The 24539-nt window shown below is 73.1% G+C and carries 25 protein-coding genes; 12 read left to right on the top strand and 13 right to left on the bottom strand.

Features of this window, described 5'->3' with window-relative positions:
• Positions 1–4 precede the first annotated feature (4 nt).
• Positions 5–175 (bottom strand): PspC domain-containing protein, encoded by a 171-nt coding sequence (locus ACIBG7_RS31700; protein ID WP_357920231.1) that lies wholly within the window; start codon positions 173–175, stop codon positions 5–7.
• Positions 176–238: 63 nt separating this feature from the next.
• Positions 239–748 (bottom strand): HAD domain-containing protein, encoded by a 510-nt coding sequence (locus ACIBG7_RS31695; RefSeq protein WP_357920227.1) that lies wholly within the window; start codon positions 746–748, stop codon positions 239–241.
• A 114-nt stretch (positions 749–862) separates the two neighbouring features.
• On the opposite strand from ACIBG7_RS31695, the gene ACIBG7_RS31690 reads away from it, so the two are divergent.
• Positions 863–1696 carry an undecaprenyl-diphosphate phosphatase gene (locus ACIBG7_RS31690; RefSeq protein ID WP_357920224.1) on the top strand — a complete coding sequence of 278 codons (834 nt, stop codon included), beginning with the start codon at positions 863–865 and terminating at the stop codon, positions 1694–1696.
• On the opposite strand, the gene ACIBG7_RS31685 is transcribed toward ACIBG7_RS31690, so the two are convergent.
• On the bottom strand, positions 1648–2631 hold the full coding sequence (locus ACIBG7_RS31685) for a hypothetical protein (RefSeq protein ID WP_397338557.1): 984 nt from the start codon (positions 2629–2631) through the stop codon (positions 1648–1650). The two genes, ACIBG7_RS31690 and ACIBG7_RS31685, sit on opposite strands and share 49 nt — an antisense overlap.
• 74 nt (positions 2632–2705) lie before the next feature.
• On the opposite strand from ACIBG7_RS31685, the gene ACIBG7_RS31680 reads away from it, so the two are divergent.
• Positions 2706–3293: a TetR family transcriptional regulator gene (locus ACIBG7_RS31680; protein ID WP_357920218.1), complete on the top strand. Its 588-nt coding sequence runs from the start codon at positions 2706–2708 to the stop codon at positions 3291–3293.
• Here ACIBG7_RS31680 and ACIBG7_RS31675 read toward each other — a convergent pair.
• Entirely contained in the window at positions 3260–4390 is a 1131-nt protein-coding gene (locus tag ACIBG7_RS31675) for an MFS transporter (RefSeq protein WP_357920215.1), read from the bottom strand. The two genes, ACIBG7_RS31680 and ACIBG7_RS31675, sit on opposite strands and share 34 nt — an antisense overlap.
• 64 nt (positions 4391–4454) lie before the next feature.
• Here ACIBG7_RS31675 and ACIBG7_RS31670 point away from each other — a divergent pair, with 64 nt between their 5' ends.
• Genes ACIBG7_RS31670 through ACIBG7_RS31660 form a run of 3 tightly spaced genes read left to right on the top strand, consistent with a single transcriptional unit; the run spans position 4455 to position 7770 of the window.
• Positions 4455–4775, top strand: coding sequence for a metalloregulator ArsR/SmtB family transcription factor (locus ACIBG7_RS31670; protein ID WP_357920213.1), 321 nt, complete (start codon positions 4455–4457; stop codon positions 4773–4775).
• Positions 4772–7087 (top strand): ATP-dependent helicase HrpB, encoded by a 2316-nt coding sequence (gene hrpB / locus ACIBG7_RS31665; RefSeq protein WP_397338556.1) that lies wholly within the window; start codon positions 4772–4774, stop codon positions 7085–7087. Before ACIBG7_RS31670 ends, hrpB begins: the two co-directional genes overlap by 4 nt.
• Positions 7084–7770, top strand: coding sequence for a hypothetical protein (locus ACIBG7_RS31660; RefSeq protein WP_397338555.1), 687 nt, complete (start codon positions 7084–7086; stop codon positions 7768–7770). Before hrpB ends, ACIBG7_RS31660 begins: the two co-directional genes overlap by 4 nt.
• Here ACIBG7_RS31660 and ACIBG7_RS31655 read toward each other — a convergent pair.
• Positions 7763–8944: a pyridoxal-phosphate dependent enzyme gene (locus tag ACIBG7_RS31655; RefSeq protein WP_397338554.1), complete on the bottom strand. Its 1182-nt coding sequence runs from the start codon at positions 8942–8944 to the stop codon at positions 7763–7765. The two genes, ACIBG7_RS31660 and ACIBG7_RS31655, sit on opposite strands and share 8 nt — an antisense overlap.
• 48 nt (positions 8945–8992) lie before the next feature.
• Here ACIBG7_RS31655 and ACIBG7_RS31650 point away from each other — a divergent pair, with 48 nt between their 5' ends.
• Positions 8993–10450, top strand: a complete 1458-nt coding sequence (locus tag ACIBG7_RS31650; protein ID WP_397338553.1) for an amidase — start codon at positions 8993–8995, stop codon at positions 10448–10450.
• A gap of 170 nt (positions 10451–10620) precedes the next feature.
• Positions 10621–10884: a zinc-binding dehydrogenase gene (locus ACIBG7_RS31645; protein ID WP_397338552.1), complete on the top strand. Its 264-nt coding sequence runs from the start codon at positions 10621–10623 to the stop codon at positions 10882–10884.
• A gap of 54 nt (positions 10885–10938) precedes the next feature.
• Here the strand turns inward: ACIBG7_RS31645 and ACIBG7_RS31640 are convergent, their stop codons facing one another.
• From ACIBG7_RS31640 to ACIBG7_RS31620, 5 genes are read right to left on the bottom strand one after another with little or no spacing between them, the layout of a single operon-like run.
• Complete coding sequence (locus tag ACIBG7_RS31640; RefSeq protein WP_397338551.1) at positions 10939–11787, bottom strand: aldehyde dehydrogenase family protein; 849 nt, start codon at positions 11785–11787, stop codon at positions 10939–10941.
• A complete protein-coding gene (locus ACIBG7_RS31635) occupies positions 11784–11954 on the bottom strand; it encodes a hypothetical protein (protein ID WP_357920193.1) in 171 nt (56 codons plus the stop codon). Before ACIBG7_RS31635 ends, ACIBG7_RS31640 begins: the two co-directional genes overlap by 4 nt.
• Positions 11944–13371, bottom strand: a complete 1428-nt coding sequence (locus tag ACIBG7_RS31630; protein ID WP_357920190.1) for an aldehyde dehydrogenase family protein — start codon at positions 13369–13371, stop codon at positions 11944–11946. Before ACIBG7_RS31630 ends, ACIBG7_RS31635 begins: the two co-directional genes overlap by 11 nt.
• Entirely contained in the window at positions 13371–14300 is a 930-nt protein-coding gene (gene deoC / locus ACIBG7_RS31625) for a deoxyribose-phosphate aldolase (protein WP_357920187.1), read from the bottom strand. Before deoC ends, ACIBG7_RS31630 begins: the two co-directional genes overlap by 1 nt.
• A gap of 47 nt (positions 14301–14347) precedes the next feature.
• Positions 14348–15271, bottom strand: coding sequence for a hypothetical protein (locus tag ACIBG7_RS31620; protein ID WP_397338550.1), 924 nt, complete (start codon positions 15269–15271; stop codon positions 14348–14350).
• Between the two features lie 201 nt (positions 15272–15472).
• Between ACIBG7_RS31620 and ACIBG7_RS31615 the strand changes: the two genes are divergently transcribed.
• From ACIBG7_RS31615 to ACIBG7_RS31600, 4 genes are all read left to right on the top strand, one after another.
• Positions 15473–15625, top strand: a complete 153-nt coding sequence (locus ACIBG7_RS31615) for a hypothetical protein (RefSeq protein ID WP_357920181.1) — start codon at positions 15473–15475, stop codon at positions 15623–15625.
• 113 nt (positions 15626–15738) lie between these two features.
• Positions 15739–18588: an AAA family ATPase gene (locus ACIBG7_RS31610; RefSeq protein WP_357920178.1), complete on the top strand. Its 2850-nt coding sequence runs from the start codon at positions 15739–15741 to the stop codon at positions 18586–18588.
• Positions 18589–18701: 113 nt separating this feature from the next.
• On the top strand, positions 18702–19202 hold the full coding sequence (locus tag ACIBG7_RS31605; RefSeq protein ID WP_357920175.1) for a SigE family RNA polymerase sigma factor: 501 nt from the start codon (positions 18702–18704) through the stop codon (positions 19200–19202).
• Positions 19199–19978, top strand: coding sequence for a hypothetical protein (locus tag ACIBG7_RS31600; protein WP_397338549.1), 780 nt, complete (start codon positions 19199–19201; stop codon positions 19976–19978). Before ACIBG7_RS31605 ends, ACIBG7_RS31600 begins: the two co-directional genes overlap by 4 nt.
• 19 nt (positions 19979–19997) lie before the next feature.
• Here ACIBG7_RS31600 and ACIBG7_RS31595 read toward each other — a convergent pair whose 3' ends face one another.
• From ACIBG7_RS31595 to ACIBG7_RS31585, 3 genes are all read right to left on the bottom strand, one after another.
• On the bottom strand, positions 19998–21113 hold the full coding sequence (locus ACIBG7_RS31595; protein ID WP_397338548.1) for a hypothetical protein: 1116 nt from the start codon (positions 21111–21113) through the stop codon (positions 19998–20000).
• A gap of 4 nt (positions 21114–21117) precedes the next feature.
• Entirely contained in the window at positions 21118–21633 is a 516-nt protein-coding gene (locus ACIBG7_RS31590) for a SigE family RNA polymerase sigma factor (protein WP_357920166.1), read from the bottom strand.
• A gap of 61 nt (positions 21634–21694) precedes the next feature.
• On the bottom strand, positions 21695–23122 hold the full coding sequence (locus tag ACIBG7_RS31585; protein ID WP_397338547.1) for an alpha/beta fold hydrolase: 1428 nt from the start codon (positions 23120–23122) through the stop codon (positions 21695–21697).
• Positions 23123–23284: 162 nt separating this feature from the next.
• Between ACIBG7_RS31585 and ACIBG7_RS31580 the strand changes: the two genes are divergently transcribed.
• A complete protein-coding gene (locus ACIBG7_RS31580; protein WP_397338546.1) occupies positions 23285–24535 on the top strand; it encodes a hypothetical protein in 1251 nt (416 codons plus the stop codon).
• The last annotated feature ends 4 nt before the right edge of the window (positions 24536–24539 follow it).

Here is a 24539-nt window from a genome sequence, read left to right as displayed (position 1 = left end):
GAGGCTATCTCAGCGGCAACGCGATCCAGAGCACGACGTAGAGGACCCAGCCGACGACCGGCAGCAGCGAGGCCAGCAGCCACAGGACGCGCACGAGCGTGGGCGACCAGCCCAGCGACTCGGCGATCCCGCCACAGACGCCGCCGAGAACCTTGTGCTTGCTTGAGCGGTGCATGCTCTCCTCCGTGTGTTCGTGTGTTCGCCTAGGAAAACGGACACCCAGGCTCCCTTCGTTCCACTACGGACCCTGAGAAAACCCTGTCAGGGACAGCCACTCGCGGGCCGTTTCGAGATGTTCCCTGGTCAGCCCGCGCCGCGGCTCGACGTTGACGAGCAGAAATTGACCCGTCCCCTGATAGCCCCTGAGGTACTCCTCGTCCTCCAGGAAGACGTGGTCGTCGAACCACACGAACGGCCGGTCACCCACGTACTTCGCGACGTGCGGCGTCTTGAACATCTCACCCAGCTCGCTGGGCGCGTCGTGCGCCAGCGGCACCACGGGCAGCCGCGGCAGCCCGAGCCGCGGCGCGATCCACTCGTTGGCCGACTCCTCCCAGGTCGTCGCCCAGGTCAGCTCCGCGCGGGCGGCCAGGGCGAGCTCCATCAACCAGGCGCCGTGCGCCGGGTTGAGATGGACCGTGTAGTGCTCCTCGCCGATCGTGCACTCATAGCGTCTGAAGCCCGGTTGCGTGGAGAACGGGTTGAGCACGCCATCGACGTCGACGAGCAGCAGCGGGCGCCCGTACATGAGGCGATTCTCCCGGCATGCGCTCACCGGTATCAACCTTTCGACCGAGCGCCCGGCCCGACCGCGTTCCACTACCCTGGCTTGTCGATCCCGGTTCGTGAAAGGTGTTGCCACGTGGGCTGGTTGGAAGCGGTGGTTCTCGGACTGCTCCAGGGACTTACGGAGTTCCTGCCGATCTCGTCGAGCGCGCACATCCGCGTCGTCTCGGCGTTCGTCGGCTGGGACGACCCCGGGGCGGCGTTCACCGCGGTGATCCAGCTCGGCACCGAGGCGGCCGTGCTGATCTATTTCCGCAAGCAGATCTGGGAGATCATCAAGACCTGGACGCTCGCGTTGTTCAAGCCGGAGCTGCGGGGTGAGCCCGCCGCCCGCATGGGCTGGTACGTGATCATCGGCACGTTGCCGATCGTCGTGCTGGGCCTGCTGTTCGAGGACGAGATCGAGGGCGTCTTCCGCGACCTGCGGCTGATCGCCGCCACCCTGATCGTCTTCGGCCTCATCCTGCTCTTCGCCGACCGTACGGCCCGCAACAAGCTCACCCTGGAGAAGCACCTCAACCCCCTGCACGCGGTGATCTACGGTCTGGCCCAGTCGCTGGCGCTCATCCCCGGCGTCTCCCGCTCGGGCGGCACCATCACCGCCGGTCTGTTCCTCGACTACCGGCGCGAGGAGGCGGCGCGCTACTCCTTCCTCCTCGCCATCCCGGCGGTGCTCGGCTCGGGCGTCTACCAGCTCACCGACATCGGCGAGACGGGTGCGCCCGACTGGGGGCCGACCATCCTGGCCACCGTGATCTCGTTCGTGGTGGGCTACCTGGCGGTCTCGTGGTTCCTGAAGTACATCAGCACCCACAAGTTCACCCTGTTCGTGGTCTACCGGGTGGCCCTGGGCCTGTTCATCTACCTGGCCGTGGCGCTCGGCTGGATCGACCCCCTGCCGGCCGGCTGAGGCTCGGCGGCCCTGCCGCGTCCCGGCAGGGCCAGCAGGACCAGCCCGACGAGGGCCCAGACGCCGAGGACGGTCAGCGGCCAGGCCAGCGCCGCGCCGTCGAAGAACACCACGTTCCTGATCGCCTCGGCGCCGGGCCCGACCGGCAGGTAGTGGCCGATCGCCGCGTACCACTCGGGGATGTAGCGCGCGCCGAGCGGCCCGCCACTGGCCGGGACGCCGACGACGACGAAGAGCAGCGCCGCGAGCCCGACGCCGCCGGGTCCGAGCAGCTTGACCAGCCCGGATCCGACCAGCGCGATGGTCAGCACCAGGCCTGAGGAGATCGCGGCCAGCGCCCAGTAGTCGCCGGGCAGCACCTCGAAGACCGAGTGCGCCAGCCAGGCGGTGGCCGACCCGGCGACCAGCGCGCCCAGCGCGAGCGCTCCGGTGCGGGCGCCGAAGCCGAGCCGGGGCGCGAGCTGGAAGAGCAGCACCGCCAGCGCGACGCCCGGGATGACCAGGCTGAGCGTGAAGAACATGCCCGCGATGCCGCCCGCGTCGGCGGGGGCGGTGGGGGCCGCGTCCTCGACCGTCAGCGGCCTGCCCTGGGCCTGGGCCGCGCCCTGGAAGGCCGCGGTGATCACGTTGGCGCCCGTGCGTCCGGCCGCGGAGGCCACCACGAGCTTGCCCGCCTGCGGGTCGAGGACCGCGTCGAGCTCCCGGTCGAGCAGCGCCTGCCGCGCGGTCTCCGCCGAGGCGTAGCCGGTCAGCTCGAAGGCGCCGGGCTTGACCTTGGCCAGGGTCGCCGAGAGCTGCTCCACGACCGGGGCCGGGCCGACGACGCCCACCGGGACGTCGTGCGGGGCGGGCTTGCTGAAGGCGCCGAGGAACGACGCGGCGAAGAGCAGGCCGAGCAAAGTGACGCCCACGATGGCGCCGATGACTTTGCGCACTGAAACTCACCACCTGATGATTTCAACTGTGTTGAATTGAAGGTAGCTCAATTCACCATGGTTGAATAGCCCCCATGGGCAGGCGATCCGGGACCTCGCAGACCAGAGAGGCGATCCTCGACGCGGCCATGGCCGCCTTCGCCGAGCACGGGTACGGCAAGACGACCATCAGGGGCGTGGCACGGGAGGCCGGCGTCGATCCGGCGCTGGTCATGCACTTCTTCGGCACCAAGGACGGCCTGTTCGACGCCGCGATCAAGGGCGGCGCGATGCCGATCCGGCAACTGCAGGCGGCGCTCGACGGCGACCCGGGACAGCTCGGCGAGCGGCTGATCACCCGCTACCTGGAGCTGTGGTCCGACCCGGAGCAGGGCCCGCTCATGCTCGCGGTGATCACCGCGGCCACGTCCACACCCGCCGCCGCCGAGCTGCTCAAGGAGCTCATGCGCGGGGAACTGCTGCGCCCGCTGATCGAGCGGCTCGGCGCCGACCACCCCGAGGAGCGGGCCGTGCTGGCCGCCACGCAACTGCTCGGCCTGGCCGTCCTGCGGTACGTGATCCGGATCGAGCCGCTCGCCTCCATGCCGGCCCCGGCGCTCGTGGCGAGCGTGGGGCCGACGTTGCAGCGCTACCTGACCGGAGCCGTCGACTTCGCGGGGTAGGTCACGAAGGTGAACACCAGGGCGGCCACACCCAGCCCGGCCGCCAGCACGATCACGCCCGGCCTGCCGTACCACTCCAGGGCCAGGCCGCCGGCGACGCCGGCGAAGAAGAAGCCGACGTACTGGCTGGAGGAGAGCAGGCCCAGCCCGACCGGCACGTTGTGCGGCACCGCGGCCACCGTGCGGTACTGCTGCGACGGTCCGAGCAGCCAGCCCAGCGCCCCCCACAGGAACGACCAGACCAGGCCCACCGCCAGCGAGAGGTTGGCCAGCGGCGTCAGCGCCATCAGCGCGGTCGCCCCGGCCATGCCCAGGAAGACCATCCGCCGCGGGCCGTAGGCGTCGGTCAGCCGTCCGCCGAAGTGCGTGCCGACGATGGCGCCGATCCCCCATGCCCACAACACGGCCGGCAGCGGCAGGTCGATCAGCGCGCCGAGGTAGGTGTAGGCGCTGAAGGCGCCGGCGAAGATGAGCAACTGCGTGATCAGTACGGCGAGCAGCCCCCGGTCGGCCAGAGGCGCGAAGCGGTCGCGGATCCGCCCGGAGGCCTCCAGCCGCAGGGCCGGGACCTGGGTGGCGACACCGATCAGGCCGATCACGCCGAGCCCCGCCACCAGCCACAACGTCGCGCGCCAGTTCGTGGCGCCGAGCCAGGTGCCCAGCGGCACGCCGAGCGCGGTGGCGATGGTCAGCCCGCCCATCACCAGCGCGAGCGCCTGGCCGCGCCGTTCCGGCGGGGAGAGCGCGCTGGCCACGGCCGAGGCGGTGGGGGTGAACAGGGCGGCGCCGATGGCCGCGAGCACGCGGGTGGCCAGCACCAGGCCGAAACTCGGCGCCAGCGCGGTCAGCACGTTGCCGACGATGAAGACGACCAGGCCGGCGACCAGGACGGTCCGGCGGGACAGGCGAGCGCTCAACGCGGCCAGGACGGGCGAGAGCACCGCGTAGGACAGGGCGAAGACCGTCATCATCTGCCCGGCGGCGGCCGGGGAGACGTCCAGGTCACGGGCGATCGGCTGGACGAGGCCGGCGGTGACGAACATGCCGGTGCCGATCGCGAAATTCCCTATGGCGAGGGGATACAGGCGGCGAATCACGCTTGTCACGGTGACTTATTGTTGGATTGTTGTCAAACCTTCCAACTGACCTAAGCTGGTTGGCATGTCCCTGCTCCCGCAGCCGGCCACCACGGAGATCCAGCTCACCGAGGTGCTCCGCGCGCTGGCCGACCCGGTGCGGCTCGACCTCGTCGCCCGCCTCGACCGCGACGGCGAGGAGACCTGCTTCAGGCTGGGCGTCGACACCGGGCTGCACAAGTCGACGATGTCGCACCACTACCGGATCCTGCGCGAGGCCGGCGTCGTGCTGACCCGGCAGGACGGGCGCCGCAAGTACCTGAGCCTGCGCCGCGCGGACCTGGAGGAACGCTTCCCCGGCCTGCTCGACTCCGTCCTCGCGGCGGCACTCGACCGCACGCCGTGATCCCCGACCTGCTCGCCGCCCTCGCGCCCGACGGCGGCCGGGCCGTGCTGACCGCGCCGCCGGGCACCGGCAAGACCACCGTCGTCCCGCTCGCGCTGGCCGACGCCGGCTACCGCGTGCTGGTCGCCGAGCCGCGCCGGCTGGCCGTCCGGGCCGCGGCCCGGCGCATGGGCGTGAGCTACACCATCCGCGGCGAGCGCGTCACCGGCGCCGACCCGCGCGTCGAGGTCGTCACCACCGGCGTGCTGCTCCAGCGCCTGCACCGCGACCCGGAGCTGCCGGGCGTGGACGTGGTCATGCTCGACGAGTGCCACGAGCGGCACCTCGACGCCGACACCGCGCTCGCCTTCCTGCTCGACGTACACGAGACGCTCCGGCCTGACCTGCGCCTGGTCGCCACCTCCGCGACCGCCGACACCGCGCCCTGGTCCCGGCTGCTCGGCGACGCGCCGGTGATCGTCGGCACGGGTTCCGCGTACCCGGTCGAGACCGTGTGGGCGCCGCCGCCCCGGCCCGTCGCGCCGCCCCACGGCCTGCGCGTCGATCCCGCGCTGCTCGCGCACGTGGCCTCCGTCGTACGGCAGGCGATCGAGACCCACGAGGGCGACGTGCTCTGCTTCCTGCCCGGCGTGGGCGAGATCCGCCGGGTCGCCGCCCAGCTCGGCGGCCTGGAGGTGCTGCAGATCCACGGCCGGGCCCCGGCGCAGGCCCAGGACGCGGTGTTGCGGCCCGGCGAGCGCAGGCGCGTCGTGCTGGCCACCTCGGTCGCCGAGTCGAGCCTGACCGTTCCCGGCGTGCGGGTGGTGGTGGACTCGGGGCTGGCCCGCGAGCCGCGCACCGACCACGCGCGGGGGCTCGGCTCGCTGGTCACCGTGCGGGTCTCGCGGGCGGCGGCCACCCAGCGGGCGGGGCGGGCTGGGCGGGAGGCGGCCGGGGTGGTGTACCGGTGCTGGACGCAGGCCGAGCACGAGCGGCTCGCCGAGCAGCCGCAGCCGGAGATCGCGCTGGCCGACCTGACCGGGTTCGCGCTGCAGGCGGCCTGCTGGGGGGCGCCGGACGGGGCCGGACTGGCCCTGCTCGATCCGCCGCCCGGGGCGGCGATGGCCGCGGCGCTCAAGGTGCTGCACGCGCTCGGTGCGCTGGAGGAGGGGCGGGTCAGCGGGCTGGGGCGGCGGATGGCACTGGCCGGGGTGCATCCGCGGCTGGCTCGGGCGCTGCTGGAGGTCGGGCCGCGGGCGGCCGGTGTGGTGGCGTTGTTGTCGGAGCAGTTGCCGCGGGAGGCCGGGGACGATCTGGTCGAGCTCTGGCGTACGGCGCGCCGGGGCGGGGACGGGTTCGCGGCTCGCTGGCGGCAGGAGGTCAAGCGGCTGGAGCGCTCGACCGGGCGGGGCGGCTCCGCCGTACCCGACAAGGACGAGCAGGTGGCGGGCCTCGCTGTGGCGCTGGCGTTTCCCGAGCGGGTGGCCAGGCGGCGGGGCGGGGGCTACCTGATGGCCTCCGGCACCCGGGCGGAGCTGCCCGAGGGCTCCCGGCTGGGCACGGCGCAATGGCTGGCCATCGCGGTCGCCGACCGGCCCACGGGCGCGGCCTCGGCCCGGATCCGCCAGGCGGTGGTGATCGACGAGGAGACCGCCCGCCAGGCGCTCGACCCCACGACCACCGACGAGGTCGCGTGGCGCGACGGCGATGTGGTGGCCCGGCGGGTGACCAGACTGGGCGCGATCGAGCTCGGCGAACGACCGCTGGAGGACGCCGACGTCCGGGAGGCCCTGCTGGCCGGCCTGCGCACGGGCGAGGTGCTGACCTGGACCCGCGAGGCGGTGGCCCTGCGCGAGCGGCTGGCGTTCTGCCACCGCGCCCTGGGCGACCCGTGGCCGGACGTCAGCGACCTGATCGCCCTGGCCGACCGGTGGCTGGAGCCGGAACTGTCCAGGGCCCGGCGGCGCAAGGACCTGGCCCGCATCGACGTCGCCCAGGCCCTGCGCCGGCTGGTCCCCTGGAACCAGCGCCTGGAGGCCGTCGCCCCCGAACGCGTCCAGGTGCCGAGCGGCGCGAAGATCCGGCTCGACTACTCCGGCGACCAGCCGGTGCTCGCAGTCAAGCTCCAGGAGCTGTTCGGCTGGACCGAGGCGCCCAGGATCGCCGGTGTACCGCTGCTGATCCACCTGCTGTCCCCCGCGGGCCGCCCGGCCGCGGTCACCGCGGATCTCGCGTCCTTCTGGCGGGAGGGATACCGTGCGGTCAGGGCCGAACTCCGCGGCCGCTATCCGCGCCATCGCTGGCCGGAGGACCCCCTCAAGGACGTGACGTGACGACCCAGCAGGCAGCACGCAACAACGCCGAGTGGTGCGACCTGATGTGCCGGGCGCACGGCCGCCCGGGCGTCTTCGGCGAACGCGCCTGGACCAACGCGCACCGCACGCCCGTCCTCTACCCGGACGCCGTCACCCTGTCGCCGGAGGCGCGGGCCGAGGACGTCCTGCCGTACATCGACCTGGGACCGGACGCCTCGGTGAAGGACAGCTTCGCCACGCTCGACCTGACCGGCGCGGGGTTCCGGGTGCTCTTCGAGGCGCAGTGGATCCACCGCGAGCCGCGGCCCGCGCCCGCCGACCTGCGCGCCCGCACCGGCACGCCGCTGGAGTGGGAGGTCGCGCGGGACGTGCGCGAGTGGGAGCGGGCGTGCTTCCCGATGTGGCCGGAGGGCGGCCTGTTCCTGCCCTCGGTGCTGGACGAGGCTGTGCTGCTGTGCGCGCGGATCGACGGCGAGATCGCCTGCGGGTCGGTGCTCAACGCCTCCGAGGAGGTCGTCGGCGTCTCCAACGTCTTCGCCTCGGCGTGCGACATCGACGCCGCCTGGGCCGGCACGCTGGCGCTGGCCGCGGATCTGTTCCCCGGCCAGGCCCTGGTCGGCTACGAGGGCGCCGACGAGCTGGCGGCCCCGCTCGCCTTCGGCTTCACCACCACCGGCCCGCTGCGCGTCTGGATCAGGTGAGCAGCCGCTCGACGCTCGCCCAGCTCGCCTCGACCGTCTCGGGTACGGCGGTGCCGACCCCCATGTCCTTGAAGCCGCTGGAGGTCGACACGCAGACCACCGGCCCGTCGAACTCCTCGCCGAGCTGCCGGTACCCGGCCAGGCCCGCGGCGCTCGACACCTCGGCCCACAGGCCCTGACCGGCCAGCCGCCGCCGGGCTGCGACCAGCTCGTCGTCGGTCAAGGTGAGCGCCGCGCCGCCGCTCTCCCGGAGCGCGACGACGCCGCGGTAGCCGCTCACGCCCGCGCCGATGGCGTAGGCGAGGGAACCGGACGTGTAGCTGATCTTCGCCGCGGCGACCCCGTCGGCGAAGGCGCGCGCCAGGGGCGCGTTGACCGCCGACTCGCAGGAGTAGAGCCTCGGCGCGCTCTGCGCGATCCCCAGCTCGCGCAGCTCGCGAAAGCCCTTCCACAGCCCGTAGAGCAGCTCGGCGTACCCGGTCGGCACGAAGACCGCCGCCGGGGCCCGGCCGAGCTGGTCGTGCAGCTCGTAGGCCATGCTCTTGTAGCCCTCGGGGCCGAACGGGTGCCCGGTGTGCGTCACCGTCAGGTTGCTGACCGGGTGGTAGCCCAGCCGCTCGACGATCTGCCGCATCAGCGGCCAGCGCCCCTCGGCCGGCACCGACAACACCTTCGCCCCGTAGGCGCGCAGGAAGTCCTGGACGGCCGGGGGCGACTCCGCCGAGCCCAGCACGATCGCGTCAAGACCGGCCCGAGCCGCGTAGGCCGCGGCCGAGGCGCCGTGGTTGCCCGAGGAGGCCACCACGATGCCCGGCGCGCCCGCGCCCACTGCCGCGCTCACCGTCACCCGGTTGAGACGGTCCTTGTGCGACCACGTGGGGTTGCGCGACTCGTCCTTGACGAACACCCCGTCCACCTCCAGCAAGGGCGTGCCGCCCTCGCCCAGCGTCGGCGCGTGCAGGGGCGGCAGCAGTTCCTGCCAGCGCGCGATGTCCGGCCCCGAGCGCACGTTCCGGAACTCCGGCGAAAGATCGGCGTAGGAGTAGTCGACCTCCACGGGGAAGGCGAGCTCGGCGGTGCTGGTCACCGGGCACCCGGAGGTCAGCGGCGGCCACAACGGGAAGGTCTGCGCCGGGTCACCCAGGGACCGTTGCGCAACAGCAAGCGACGTCATGACGGACGAGGCTATGCGACGCCACCGACATGGGGCCAAAATCAGGACATGTCATGGGCCGGAAGACCAGCGACAGAGATCGCGGAGGCGGTACGGCAGGGCGAGGTCTCAGCCGTCACCGTGGTCCGTGAACACCTCGACGTCATCGCCAAGCGCGACCAGGCGGTCAACGCCTTCCGCGTGGTCCGTGAACAGGCGCTCGACGAGGCACGGGCCCTCCAGGACCGCCGCGACCTGCCGGACCTGCCCCTCGCCGGGGTGCCGGTCGCGGTCAAGGACAACCTGGAGGTCGCCGGCGAGGCCCCGCGCAACGGCTCCCGCGCCACCTCGAAGGTCCCGGTCGCGCACGACCATCCCGCCGTCGAGCGGTTACGGGCCGCCGGCGCGGTGATCGTCGGCCTCACCAACGTCCCGGAGCTCTGCCTGGTCGGCACCGGCGACAGCCACTTCGGCACCGTCCGTAACCCCTGGAACCTCACCAGGACCGCGGGCGGCTCCTCCAGCGGCGGCGCGGCTGCCGTCGCCGCCGGGATGGTCCCGCTGGCCCTCGGCAACGACGGCATGGGCTCGCTGCGCATCCCCGCCGCCGCCTGCGGCGTGCTGGCCATCAAGCCCGGCGCCGGCCTGGTCCCGCCGCCCACGCACCCCTGGCGCGGCCTGTCGGAGAACGGCCCCATCGCCACCACCGCCGCCGACCTCGCCCTCACCCTGTCCGTGCTGGCCGCCGACCCCGGCCTCACCGACGCCCACCGGTACGGCACGCGCACCGAACCGGCCCCCCGGATGTTGCGCTCGGTCTGGGCCGACGAGGACGAGGACTACGCCTTCCGCGCCCCCCAGGACCTGAACCGCACCAGCCCCGAGCCCTTCGACCTGCGCGTGGCGGTCAGCCCCCAGCCGCTCCCGCCCGGCCTGCCGGTGGACGCCGAGTTCCAGGCCGCCGCCCGGGCCGCCGCCGACGCGCTGCGCGTCGCCGGGCACACCGCGCTCGACCGCTCGCGCCGGCTCCCGGTCTGGCTGGGCCCCGCGACCGTCGCCGCCTGGCTCGCCTGCGCCGCCGAGGACGCCGACGAGCTCGACCGCACCCGCCTCGAACCCCGCACCCGTGCCCTGGCCCGGGCCGGCCGCCTGCTGCGGTCCCTCAACCTCGACGGCGCCCGCGGCCGGGCCCGCTGGAGCGACTACGCCGCCGACAAGTGGTTCGACACCGTCGACGTGCTGGTCACCCCGACCCTCGCCACCGTCCCGCCCCGCGCCGACCGCTGGGGGCGCCGCGGCCTGCTGCGCAACGTCCTGGTCAACGTGCGTTACGCCCCGGCCACCGGCGCCTGGAACATGTGCGGCTGGCCCGCGCTCACCGTCCCCTTCGCCACGCACAGCACCGGCCTGCCGATCGGCGTCCAGCTCGTCGCCCCGCCCGGCGGTGAACCGCACCTGCTCGGCATGGCCGCCCAGCTCGAAGCCTCCCGCCCCTGGCCCAGACACGCGCCCGGCTACTCGGCTTGACCTCAAGTCGCTTTGAGGGAACACGCTGAGCGCCTGAGTTCCGATGTGAAGGAAGGCGAGCACCATGCGTGTCGTCCAGGTGGAGGCGTTCGGTCCCCCGCGGGCCTGGGCAGCCCGGAGGCCGCGGGCGCGCGGCGAGGCCAAGGTCGCCCTGGTGCGCTCGCTGGGCGATGAGCACGCGCGGCGGCTTCGCCGAGCCCGACCCGGAGGAGGCCGCCGCGCGAGGGGTGTCGCTGCACAACGCGATCACCGACCGGCGCCTCAGCCCGGACGCCGTCCGGGAACTGCTCGGCGAGGCGCTGCGGCTGACCCCCGAAGGGCGCATCCGGCCCTCGATCGGGGCGACCTTACCGCTGGAGCGCGCCCGCGAGGCGCATCTGTCCCTGGAGGAGCGCCGCACGGTGGGCAAGTCGCTTCTGCTGATGACCCGCTGACCATGCCGAGGGCCCGGCCTGGGATCCCAGGCCGGGCCCTCCACCGCGCTGCCGTCAGGCGCCCACGGGGTGCCAGACGGTCTTGGTCTCCAGGAAGCGGGTCATCCGGTCGAGACCCGGCTCGGCCACCCAGTCCGCCTCCGCGGGGCCGCGGAGCACCCGCTTGAGGTTGTCCGCCGCGGCCACCTCGCACTCGACGGCCAGCTCGGGGGCGGCCACGCCGCTGAGGTCGAGGCCGTTGACGTCCATGTGCGAGGCCAGCCAGGGGGCCAGCTCGGCCTGGCGGCCGGTGAGGATGTTCACCACGCCGCCGGGCAGGTCGGAGGTGGCCAGCACCTCGGCCAGGGTGATCGCGGCCAGCGGGGCGGGCTCGGAGGCGACGACCACGCTGGTGTTGCCGGTGACGATCACCGGGGCGACGACCGAGACCAGGCCGAGCAGCGGATCGGCCGGGGCGATCACCGCGACGACGCCGGTGGGCTCGGGGGTGGAGAGGTTGAAGTACGGGCCGGCGACCGGGTTGGCTCCGCCGTACACAGAAGTGATCTTGTCGGACCACCCGGCGTACCAGACGAGGCGGTCGATGGCCGCGTCGACCTGCTCCAGCGCGGCCTTCTTGCCGACGCCGAGCTCGTCCACGAACTGCGCGCGGCGGCCCTCCAGCATCTCGGCGATGCGGTAGAGGATCTGGCCGCGGTTGTACGCGGTCGCGCCCGACCAGCCGGGGAAGGCCTTGCGCGCGGCGGTGACCGCGTCGCGGGCGTCCTTGCGCGAGGCGCGCGAGGCGTTGGCGAGGAAGTCGCCCTTGGAGGAGGTCACGGCGTAGGACCTTCCGCTCTCCGACCGGGGGAAGGCCCCGCCGATGAACAACTTGTAGGTCTTGCGGACGGACAGCCTGCTCATCGTGGCTCCTGGATCGGCCGGACCGGCACGAAGATCTGACCGCAGCGGCTCACTCCGCAGCGGTGCGCGAACCAGCCCGTGCGGACCGGACGCCCGGCCCGCGCGAACGCCTTGCCACGGGTGGCCTGGCGGCGGCGCCTGGTCTTCTTCTTGTACTCACACGTCAAGGTAGGCCTCCAGACCCAGCCGCCCGCCCTCCCGGCCGTAGCCGGACTCCTTGAAGCCGCCGAAGGGCGAGGTGGGGTCGAACCGGTTGAAGGTGTTGGCCCAGACGACGCCGGCGCGCAGCCGGTCGGCCATCCACAGGATGCGCGAGCCCTTCTCCGTCCACACGCCGGCCGACAGGCCGTACGGCGTGTTGTTCGCCTTCTCCACGGCCTCGGCCGGGGTGCGGAAGGTGAGCACGGACAGGACCGGGCCGAAGATCTCGTCGCGGGCGATGCGGTGCGACTGGGCGACGCCGGTGAAGAGCGTCGGCGGGAACCAGAAGCCGCGCTCGGGCAGGTCGCAGGCGGGCGACCAGCGCTCGGCGCCCTCGGACTCGCCGATCTCCGACAGCTCGCGGATCTTGGCGAGCTGCTCGGCGGAGTTGATCGCGCCGATGTCGGTGTTCTTGTCCAGCGGGTCGCCGACGCGCAGCGTGGAGACGCGGCGCTTGAGCGAGGCGAGCACCTCGTCGTACACCGACTCCTGCACCAGCAGCCGCGAGCCCGCGCAGCAGACGTGGCCCTGGTTGAAGAAGATGCCGTTGACGATGCCCTCGACCGCCTGGTCGATCGGCGCGTCCTCGAAGACGATGTTGGCCGCCTTGCCGCCGAGCTCCAGCGTCACGCGCTTGGCGGTGCCGGCGACCGAGCGGGCGATGAGCTTGCCGACCTCGGTGGAGCCGGTGAAGGCCACCTTGTTGACGTCGGGGTGCGCGACCAGGGCCGCGCCGGTCTCGCCCGCGCCGGTGACGATGTTGACCACGCCGGGCGGCAGCTCGGCCTGCACGCAGATCTCTGCGAAGGCGAGCGCGGTCAGCGGGGTGGTCTCGGCCGGCTTGAGCACCACGGTGTTGCCGCAGGCCAGCGCGGGCGCGATCTTCCACGCCAGCATGAGCAGCGGGAAGTTCCACGGGATGACCTGCCCGGCCACGCCCAGCGGGCGCGGATTCGAGCCGAAGCCGGCGTGGTTGAGCTTGTCGGCCCAGCCGGCGTAGTAGAAGAAGTGCGCGGCGACCAGCGGCAGGTCGACGTCGCGCGACTCGCGGATGGGCTTGCCGTTGTCGAGGCTCTCCAGGACGGCCAGCTCGCGGGCGCGCTCCTGGATGATCCTGGCGATGCGGAAGAGGTACTTCGCGCGCTCGGCGCCGGGCAGCGCCGACCAGCCGCCGAACGCCTTGCGGGCGGCCTGGACGGCCCGGTCGACATCGGCCTCGCTCGCCGCGGCCACCTCGGCCAGCGACTCCTCGGAGGCCGGGTTGATGGTCTTGAAGGCCTGGCCCGACCCGTCCACGAACTCGCCGTCGATGAACAACCCGTAGGACGGCTTGATGTCGACGACGTCGCGCGACTCCGGCGCAGGTGCGTATTCGAACATCATCAGTCCAAGGTGAAGTAGTCGGGACCGGCGTAGCGCCCGGTCGTGAGCTTCTGCCGCTGCATGAGCAGGTCGTTGAGCAGCGTGGAGGCGCCGAGCCTGAACCAGTCGGGCGACAGCCAGTCGTCGCCGACCGTCTCGTTGACCAGGACGAGCATCTTGATGGCGTCCTTGGTGGTGCGGATGCCGCCGGCCGGCTTCACGCCGATCTGGACGCCGGTGGCGTCGCGGAAGTCGCGCACCGCTTCCAGCATGATCAGGGTCACCGGCAGCGTCGCGGCGGGCTGCACCTTGCCGGTCGAGGTCTTGATGAAGTCGCCGCCGGCCAGCATCGCCAGCCAGGACGCCCGCCGGACGTTGTCGTAGGTGGCCAGTTCGCCGGTCTCGAGGATCACCTTCAGGTGCGCGTCGCCGCAGGCGGCCTTGACCGCGCGGATCTCCTCGAAGACCTTGACGTAGTCGCCGGCCAGGAAGGCGCCGCGGTCGATGACCATGTCGATCTCGTCGGCCCCGGCGGCGACCGCGAGCGCGGTGTCGCTCACCTTCACCTCCAGCGAGCTGCGCCCGCTGGGGAAGGCGGTGGCGACCGAGGCGACCTTGACGCCCGAGCCCTTGACCGTCTCGGCGGCGACGTGGACCAGGTCGGGGTAGACGCAGACCGCGGCCACGCGAGGCGCGTCCCCGCCGGGGTGCACCGCCTTGGTGGACATCGCCCGGACCTTGCCCGGGGTGTCGGCGCCCTCCAGCGTGGTCAGGTCGACCATGGAGATGGCCAGGTCGATGGCCTGCGCCTTCGCGCTGGTCTTGATCGAGCGAGTGCCGAGCATGGCGGCCCGCTGGTCCGCGCCGACCCGGTCGACACCGGGCAGGCCGTGCAGGAATGCTCGCAACGTCGCGTTGGAAGACGCGACGTCGGCGAGCGGAGTAGTCACAGTTGACACCCTCACAGCATCGCCGACCGGGACCGATGATTCCAAACTCACTTGTACGAGAGGATCACTTGTTCGCCGTCGGCGTCCACCGTGGCCCACATCCGGGTGCTGCCCGGAACGTTGGCCAGGCCCTTGACCTGGGCCTTCGGCAGGCCCAGCGCGACCGACTCCCAGGCGCCACGGCGGTGGCGGGTGAGCGTGTCGGGGCCCTCGGCCGACTCGGTCGCCAGCCACAGGCCGCCGGTCCCGTCGGGCGCGGCGGCCGTGTAGCCCGTGGCCGCCGGGCGGTGCTGGACCCGCCGCCACGCCGTACCGTCCCAGTGCAGGACCAGCGCCTCGCGCAGCGAGCGCACGCCGTCGCGGCGGACCACGATCGCGCCGACCGCCCAGACGTCGTCCTCGGCCAGCGCCACGATGTCGGCCAGCTCCGCGAACTCCAGCGGCGGCAGGTGCTCCGGCGCCCACTGCCGGCCGTCCCAGCGCAGGATCGAGGCGGACGGGCCGCCCTCGTAGCTGCTCAGCGCCCACACCGCGGAGCTGGAGACGGCGGCGAAGTCGGTCAGGGGCACCGGCGCGGCGACGGTACGCCACCGGCCGCCGGCGTGGTGCCACACCACGTCCCGCATGCCCTGCGCGCCGAACCGCAGCCCCGCCGCCCAGCACTCCCCCTTGGCCGGGACCACCGCGGCGGTCGCGTGCGCGCCCGGCTCGGGGATCGGCAGGCTGCTCCACCTGCGGCCGTTCCACCGCCAGACGGTCACCTGCTCGACGCTCTCGTTGAAGCGCCACACCTCCTCGGGGCCGTGCCCGCGCACCAGGTAGGGCGCCTCGGCGCCGCCCTGGCTGCGCCACGTCCGGCCGTTCCAGAGCAGCAGGGGGCGGCCCGTGCGGACCACCCAGGCCTCGTCCGTACGGCTGGCGCCGACCTCCTGGTAGCCGCCCAGCACACCCGGGCTCGATGCCCTAGACACTCGCCAGCCACCGTCCTGAGCTGGGGCGGAAGGCTGGGGAACGAGCAACGAGATGATCATAAGGAGCCTCACGGCACCCCATGGTGGCCTGCCTTAGGGCTGCGTGCGGCGTGTCCTAGGTAGTTCTAAGCCGATGGTTCGGCAAGAGATAGGACATCCGCCCGATGCCCGGGTCCCGGCCTTAGCGCGAAGCTTTAAGACATGAACGCAGAACTCGAATACCAGCTCATCAAGTCCCACGTCAGCGAGCTTCAGCGGGCCGCCGCGAAGCACCGCCGGGTCAAGGAGGCCCAGAAGGACCAGAAGTCCGAGCGCCGCTCGGTCTTCGGCAAGCGCCACTCCGACGAGTCATGACCACGCCAAGAGAGCCCGGCCGCATCCTCCCTCGCGGCCGGGCCTCAAAGCCCCCGTGATCTTGCTGGTAAACCCGTCGAAAGCTCATCAAAAGGCATGCGATGCTTAACGACATGCTGGGACGTTCGGTAAGCCCGGTCTTCGTCGGGCGGCAGGACGAACTCTCGATCCTCTCCGAGGCCTACGACGAGGCCCGGAAGGGCACGGCGACAGCCGTACTGGTGGGCGGCGAGGCCGGAGTCGGCAAGACCCGGCTCGTGCAGCGCTTCTCCGAGCACGCCGTCCAGGGCGGCGCCCACGTGCTGTTCGGCGGGTGCGTCGAGCTGTCCACCGAGGGCCTCGCCTACGCCCCCTTCACCGCCGCGCTCCGCCAGCTCGTCCGCGAGACCAGCACCGGCCAGGTCGCCGCGCTCCTGCCCGAAGGGGCCGGCCGCGACCTGGCCCGGCTGCTGCCCGAGTTCGGGGAGCCCAGCGGCGACGGCGAGACCGACGCCGGCCGCGCCCGGCTGTTCGAGCAGTTCCTGACGCTGCTGGAGCGCGTCTCCGAGACGCGCCCGACCATCCTCGTGATCGAGGACATCCACTGGGCGGATCGCTCCAGCCGCGACCTGATCGCCTTCCTCAGCCGCAACCTGCGCTCGGCGCAGGTGCTCATGGTGCTGACCTACCGCTCCGACGACCTGCACCGCCAGCACCCGCTCCGGCCGGTCCTGGCCGAGCTCGGCCGGGTCGACGGCGTGCTCCGGCTCGACCTGCCCCGCCTGTCGCGCGACGAGGTCGCCGAGCAGATGGCCGGCATCCTCGGCGCCGTCCCCGCCTACACCAGGGTCCAGAAGGTCTACGAGCGCAGCGAGGGCATCCCGCTGTTCGTCGAGGCCCTGCTGGACGGCGGCTCGGAGTGCTCGTTCCCGGAGTCGATGCAGGACCTCATCCTCGCCGCGGTCGAGCGGCTGCCGGAGGAGACCCAGCGGGTGCTGCGCATGGCCGCCGCCGGCGGGATCCGGGTCGGCCACACGCTGCTCGCCCGGGTCAGCCAGCTCTCCGACCTCGAGCTGGAGAGCGCCCTGCGCCCGGCCATCGCCGGCAACGTCCTGCAGATCGCCGACAACCGGGCCTACGTCTTCCGGCACGCGCTGATCCGCGAGGCCGTGCACGACGAGCTCCTGCCCGGCGAGCACCAGCGGCTGCACGCCCGCTACGCCGAGGAGATCTCCAAGAACCGCCGCCTCGTGCCGATGGGCCGCGCCGCCGTCGAGCTCGCGCACCACTGGTACAGCGCCCGCAACGACGAGCAGGCTCTGGTCTCGGCGTGGGAGGCCGCGCGCAAGTCGTTCAAGGCCTTCGCCTACACCGAGGCCATCCCGCTGCTCGAACGCGTCCTCATGCTCTGGGACAAGGTGCCCGACGCCGCCGAGCTGACCGGCACCGACTCCACGCACGTCCTGGAGAAGGCCGCCATCTCCGCCCAGGCCGGCGCCGAGATCGACAAGGCGATGAAGTTCGTCAAGGCCGCGCTCAAGCAGCTCGACGAGACCGCGGAGCCCGAGCGGGTCGCGCAGCTCACCGTCCGCTGGGCCGCCCTGCAGATCCACAAGGGCAAGCAGGGCGTCACCGGCGACTTCCGCTACGCCCTGGGCCTGGTCCCGCAGCCCGGCCAGGCCCGCGCCGAGGTCCTCGAACGGATGAGCCAGCACCTCATGCTCCGCGGCGAGATAGAGGAGGGCACGCAGCTCGCCACCGAGGGGCTCCGCCTGGCCGAGGAGCTCGACGACTCCTGCCTGCGCGCCGACTTCCTAATGAACCTCTCCCTCGGCACCTCCATGGACGGCGACCTCCCCGCCACCCTCGACTCCGTCATCCGCGCCCGCCGGCTGGGCGAGGCCGAGAACAACGGCCGCGTCATCCTGCGCGCCATCGCCAACGCCGTCGACACCCTCAACGACCTCGGCCGCTCCGCCGAGGCGCTCGACCTCGCCGACGAGGGCGTCGACCTGGCCAAGAAGTACGGCAGGCTCCGCCACAGCGGCGCGTTCATCCTCAACAACCGCGCCGAGGCCCTCGAATCGCTCGGCCGCTGGGACGAGGCCGTCGAGACCCTCGACCGCGCCATGAGCCTGGGACCCAGCGCGCACGACCTGCGCCACCTCAAGCGGGTGCGCGCCGACATCGCGCTCTCGCGCGGCGAGCTCGACCTCGTCGAGGGCATCCTCGCCGAGCTCGGCGCGCTCAAGGACATCCCGCAGGACCTCCTCCAGGACTTCACCAGCAACACCCGGCTGCACATCGGCTGGCACCTGTTCAAGGGCGACCCCGCCTCCGCACTGGCCGTCTGCGAACGGTTCCTGGCCAGCAAGCTCTCCAGCAAGGCCATGCTCGGCTGGCGGCTGCTGACGGTGATCCGGCTCGTCTGCGACGCCGCCGCGGTCGTCGAGCCGGCCCGGGCCGCCGCCGTGCTCGCCCGCGCCCGCGAGCTCGCCCAGACGCTGCGGGTGTCCGGCCCGGTGGCCGGGGCCTACCAGCTCACCTTCTCCGGCGACTTCGACGCCGCGGCCGCCGCCTGGTCCCGGCTCGGCCGGCCGCACCCGCAGGCCAAGGCCCTGCTGTACGCCGCCGGCGTCGCCGCGCACGCCGGTGACCGCGACGGCGCCGCCACCCGGCTGCGCACCGCCCACCCGCTCGCGGTGACCCTGCGCGCCACGCCGCTGCTCACCGAGATCGAGGCCCTCGCCCGGCGCGTCGGCGCGGCCCTGGAGGAGCACGACACCCCCGAGCTGCTGACCCCCCGCGAGGTCGAGGTCCTGCGCCTGGTCGCCCTGGGCCGCAGCAACCGCGACATCGCCGCGGAGCTGTTCATCTCCGCCAAGACGGTCAGCGTGCACGTGTCCAACATCCTGGCCAAGCTCGGCGTCGGCAGCCGCGGCGAGGCCGCCGCCGCCGCGCACCGGCTCTCCCTGCTGTCCTAGCCGTCCCGGCTCCGGTCTCCGGGAAAGTGCGCGACCTTCGGTGTCAACCATCCACGCCCTCCGGGCGGTAGTCCTCTCCGGAGGCAATCAGCCCTGAACGACGGAGTTGACGGATGGAAGAAGGGTTCGCCGACTATGTGGCACAACGCCATTCCCGGCTGTGCCGCATGGCCTATCTCCTCACCCGGGAGTGGGCCACGGCCGAAGACCTGGTACAAACCGCCCTGGCCAAGGCATGGGTGGCCTGGCGGCGGATCGAGGGCAACCCCGACCCCTACGTCTACCGGATCATCGTGAACACGCACGCGTCCTGGTGGCGGCGGCGCTGGCGCGGCGAGGTCCCGGCCGAGCACCTGCCCGAGGTGGCCGATCCCCGCGACCCGGCCGCCGAACTGGCCGACCGGGCCTCGCTGCGGAGCGCGATCGCCGCGCTCTCCCCACGCCAGCGCGCGGTGATCGTCCTGCACTACTTCGAGGGGCGCACGCTCGTCCAGGTGGCCGAGATCCTCGGCTGCTCGGCGGGGGCGGTGAAGCGCCAGCTCAGCCGGGCGCTCGGCCGCCTCCGCGTCGATCCGGACATTCAGCTCATGAACGTGGAGAGGGTCCACCGATGAGGCACACCGAAAGCGACCTGCGCGACCTGCTGGCCGAGCAGGTGGAGACCCGGGGCGAACCGGCCGCGAACCTGGCGGCGATCGTGCGCCGGGGGCGGCGGCTTCGCCGTACCAGGAGGGTGGTGGCGGCCGGGGCGGCGCTGGCCGCCGCGGTCGTCGCCGTGGGACTGACGACCGGCCTGCCGGGCGGGCCGCCCGAGCCGGACGGGACGACGGTCGCCCAGGCCCCCGGCCCGACCCGGGTCGATCCCGGGCCGAAGGTGCCCGACAGCTACACGGTGGTGCTGGGGGCGGAGCGGTTCCGCCTCCCGCTGCTGCACTCCGAGCGGTTCGCGACGACGGGCGCCGGCCGGGCGGTGACCTTCACCCCGGTGAGCTTCTCCACGGCCTTCCGGGTGTTCTGCGCCGATCCGCAGGCGTGGGTGGTCACCGAGATGCAGCTCAAGGGCGGTGAGCCCGGCGGTACGGCCGGACGCTGCGGGAAGGGCGCGGGCGGGCACCACGACCGGCGCTCGGCGCCCACCGGCTGGCTGGAAGGGCCGCAGACCATCCGGGTCTGGGTCTATCCGGCCGACGCGCCGGTTCGGAAGGTGGCGGAGACCGTCACGGGCTGCCCGCCGGTCGGCGGAGGGCCGGGCGGGTGCGACGAGCCGGCCCAGGCCCGCTCGCTGCTGCGGCCCGAGGTCCGCGACCGGCTGTCGGCCGAGGTGGGCGAGGCGCCGGGCGGCTGGGCCGTCGCCCTCTACGACCGCCCGGAACCGACCCCCGCCGACTGAGCCCACGCCTGGGCAGGCGTCAGAAGCTGCCGTCCCCGGCCGCCTGCCCGGGCAGGGCCACCAGCTCCGCCGCGCCGGTGTACTTCTCCAGCAGCCGCAGCCGCCCGCTCCGGACGTCGACCGCGTAGGCCCGGACCCCGCCCTTCCCGGCGTCGAAGAAGACGGTGACCTCCGAGTCGCTGAGCCACAACCCGGTCCCGGCCAGCCCGCCCTGCTTCGGCAGCCCGTCGAGAGTCAATCGGCGCAGTACCTTCCCCTTCTTCGCGTCGAGCACGCTGAGCACCCGCTTGGCCATGGTCGCGTGCTCCACGGCCACCACCCTCGCCCCGTCAGGAGCCGGTTCGGAGAACATGATGTAGGCCCCGTCGAACAGCACCGGCCGCCCGCTCTTGCCGGACACCGGCCGCAGCCAGTGGTCGGTCTTGATGTACCGGACGAGCTGCAGCATCCCGTCCTTGATGCTGACCGCCTCGTAGACCCCGGACACCGGCTCGCTCTTCCCGCCCGCCACGTCGACGAGCAGCCCCGGCGCCGCGCTCCCCTCGCGGGGGTCGAAGAACAGGTGCCGCCCGTCGTCGGAGAGCACGAGCATGGATCCCGGCCCGACCTTCGACGGCTCGACGCGCACCCGGGAGACCACCTCCGGCCCGCTGACCAGGTCCCGCACGACGTGCGCGCCGGCCGTGGCGTCGTAGAAGGCCAGGAACCGCCCGTCCCGGCTGATCGCGACCGGGACGCGGTCGCCATCCGCGTGCGCGGTGGCGCGCGGCAGCCGGTAGGTCTTCCCGGACCGGGTGACCAGCCGCCACTCGGAGCTGGAGCAGTCCAGCTCCTTGCTCTCGCGGTCGTAGTCGCAGGGGACGAGGTAGGCCCGGCCGGCCGGGCCCACCGCTCCCTCGGGCAGGTCGGGAAGCTCCTGCACCCCGGCCGAGCCCACCTCGACCGGAGCCGCCGGCCGCAACGCGCCCGCCGTCAACACGCCGCCCGCGACCACCACCGCCGCGGTGAACGCTGAGGCCACGATCCGGCGGGTACGGCGGCGCCGCCGGTAGCCCCGGAGGGCGCCCTCGGCGAGGTTGTCGACCAACGGTGTTTCCTGGGCGATGCCCTCCAGCGCCCTGCGCAGCCTGGTCATCGTGTCACCTCCGCGTGGCTAGGTCGGCCAAGGATGGGGTTCGCACCAGCTCGGGTGCGAGCACGCGCAGGCGGGCCAGCGCGTGATGGGTCTGGCTCTTGACGTTCCCGACCGAGCAGCCGAGCGCCTCGGCGGTCTGGGCCTCGGTGAGGTCCTCCCAGAACCGCAGGACGAGCACCGCCCGCTGCTTGCGGGTGAGTTTGGCCAGGGCCTGCCGCAGCACTATCCGGTCGAGCGTCTCCTCGTCGTGGGCGTAGCCGCCCACGTCCGGCGGATGCGCGCTCGGCAGTTCGGGACGTAACCGGCGACGCCAGGAGATGTACTGGTTCACCAGGGCCTTGCGCGTGTAGGCCTCGGGGTTGCCCGTCCTGGCCAGCCGATCCCACTTCCCTGCCACGTTGATCAGCACGCTTTGCAGCAGGTCCTCGGCGAGATGCGGATCGCCCACGAGCAGGCAGGCTGTGCGCATCAGCGCCTGCTGCCGGGCGAGCACGAACTCGCGAAACCCCTCGTGATCCACAGTGATCTCCCTTCGCCCGTTCCCAACGCGGCCGGACGGGCGAAAGGTTGCACCCCGGAGGTCAGGACACCGGAACCGCGGGGATCCGGTCCAGGCACGACAGGTCGCCCGGCGTCCCGGTGCGGATGAAGTGGGTGTGCATCCGCACCACGCAGCCGCTCGGCTCCCGTTCGGGCAGGTGGCCCAGGTGGGGGACGGCGACGAAGGTGGATCGAGGGTACTGCGCGGCGGCCTGGCGGCCCTGTTCGAGGGTGGTGTTGGTGTCCATCACACCGGAGGTGACCAGCACCGGGACCACCGGGAGGGGCCCGCCCAGCCGCGGGCGCGGCGGATTGGTGTCGGGCCAGCGCAGGCAGTTGCCGCTGCGCAGCGCGGTGGTCCAGGTGCGCACGCCGAACGGCCGGAAGTCCTTGGCGGGCAGCTTGGCGCGGGCGCGCTCGAACTGCCGCTCCCTGTCCGCGAAGGAGGCCGAGAAGTCCCAGGCCCAGCGGTAGTCGTTGCACGGCACCGCGTGGCTCAGGCCGTGGTTGAAGGGCTCCTCGCCGTTGCCGCTCGGCCGCTTGGCCTGGCGGGCCAGCGCCACGAGCTTGGCGGGGTCCCCGCGAAGCGCCTCGGCGACCATCCGCGGCACCTGTCCGAGCAGGGAGGGGATGTTCGCGGCCGACACGTAGACCAGGCCGGCGAGGACGACGTCGTCGACGACCCATCGCTCGCCGTCCACGCGGTACTCGATCGGCCGGACCCGCAGCCGGGCGGCCAGCCGGCCCAGGTCGGCCAGGACCCGGCGGCTGTCGCAGCCGCCCGGCTCGCACAGCAGCCGGACCGAGCGCCGCAGCGCGCGGGCGTTGGAGGCGAACCAGGTGTCGCGGTCGAGCGGGTAGGCACTCGACAGGACCGCCGACTGCACCCGCGTCGGATGCCGCTGGGCGTAGACGGTCATCAGGTTCGTCCCGTACGACTCGCCCTTGAGCACCAGCTTGTCGAGGCCGAGCTTCGCCCGGACCGCGTCGAGGTCGTCGGCGGTCTCGGCCGAGGTGTAGCCGCGCGACCGCTCGCCGAGCGCCCGCCCGCACCGCTCGGCGTCGCGGATCATCGCCGAGGTCGTCGCGGGGAACCCGGTGATCCCGCAGTCGAGGGCGCCCGACCGGTTGACCCCGCGCGGATCGACCAGCAGGAAGTCGTGGTCGTTCAGGAGGTCGGCGTACAGCTCGGTGTACTGCGCGGCCATGTTCACGGTCGAGCCGCCCGGCCCGCCCGGGTTGAAGGCGATCGTCCCGGCGGCGGGCCGGGAGGTGTTCTTGCGCCGGACGAGCGCGTAGCCGACCGTGGTGCTGCCCAGGTCAGGGCGGCTACGGATCAGGGGCACCCGGATGGACCCGCACACCGCCCCCGGCACCGGCAGGCAGGCCGGCTCGGCCGCTCGGGCGGGCAGGGGCGCCAGGACGGCGGCGGTACAGGTCAGGGCCGCCAGAGCGGCTGGAATCCTCATGACAGCACCCTCGAACACCCCGCCCGCGGACAGCATCGGGGATCGCCCCCCGTTCCGCCCGGCCCGCACTACGCCTGCCGGAGGAGGCCGGCGGCCGGAAGCAGGAGACCGGCACGACCCGGGAGTCGCGCCCCTCGGCCGGTTTGGGCCAGGATGGCGGGCATGCGGCGAGCGAGCGTGGCCACGGTCCTGTCCCTGGCGCTGGCCTGCGCCGCCTGCGCCCAGCAACCGGCCGCGCCGCCGAAACCGTCCCCGAGCAGTACGGCAAGCCCCACCGCCGCCGCCGCCGCGACGCTCGCCGCCCCCAGCACGCCGCCGGTGCGCGTCACCAACGCCGACTGCCCCGAGCCGCCCAGGCCCGCCGACCAGTTCCGCGTCACCACCACCGCCGCGACCTGGAAGCTGCTCGACCTGCCGGAAAGGCCCGGCGCCCTGCGCGGCGGCACCCCGGGACCGGGCGGCGAGCTGTGGGCCGTGCACGACAAGGACTGGCAGCAGGGCACCCCCGTCCGGTTGACCGGCGGCGACTGGTCCGACGTGGGGCTGCCGCCGGGCATGACCACGGTGCACCAGCTCACCGCCACGCCCGGCGGCCAGGTGTGGGTGGCCACGCCGGCGGCCGACGCCTGGCAGGTCGCGGTGCACGACGGCGGCGGCTGGCGCGCGCTGTCCATCGCCGCGCCGAAGGTCGACAACCAGCCCTCGCTGTCCGGCGGCGACGGCGGCTGGGTGTCCTACGCCGACGCCGCCGTGCACTGGGACGGCGCCCGCTGGACGCACCTGCGCCTCCCCGAGGACCAGGGGCCCGAGGTCGGCACCGAGCAGCCGCTGCGCACGCCGTACCGGCTGGCCGCCTCGGGCGGCGAGGTGTGGGCGCTGCCGTACCAGGGCTCGCGGGCGGTGCGGATCCGGGACGGCGTGCCGCAGCAGGTGTGGTTCGAGCTGAAGATCGACAAGCGTGGCGCCATCCACGACAACCAGGGCGGCGCCTTCTACCCCCAGGCTGTGGCCGTGCCCGGCCCGGACGAGACCTGGGTCTTCGGGTCCGCCGCCTTCGGCACCCACGACTCCGTGGACGCCGAGGACACCGCGGCCGGCCGGCTGGTCGCGCTGCGCGAGGCCGGCGGCCGGTGGACCTGCACGTGGGGGCCCTTCCACCGGGAGGGGTTCTCCGACACGTTCCAGGACGCCGTCGAGGACGGGCGCGGCGGGGTGTGGGTGGCGACCGACGGCAAGATGTGGCACTTCGGCGACGGCCGGTGGACCGGCCAGCCGCTGCCGGTCGGGAAGGCGGGCCGCCCCATCGCGCAGGTGATGGACCTGGTCAGGGCGGGGGACGAGATCTACGCGCTGGGGGCGATCGTGACCGAGGGGACCAGCCGCGCCGCCACCTGGCGACTCACCGGCTCCTAGCACC

This window comes from Nonomuraea sp. NPDC050328 (assembly GCF_044459405.1).
Taxonomy (GTDB): Bacteria; Actinomycetota; Actinomycetes; order Streptosporangiales; family Streptosporangiaceae; genus Nonomuraea.
This window is presented reverse-complemented; position numbering and strand designations above follow the sequence as displayed.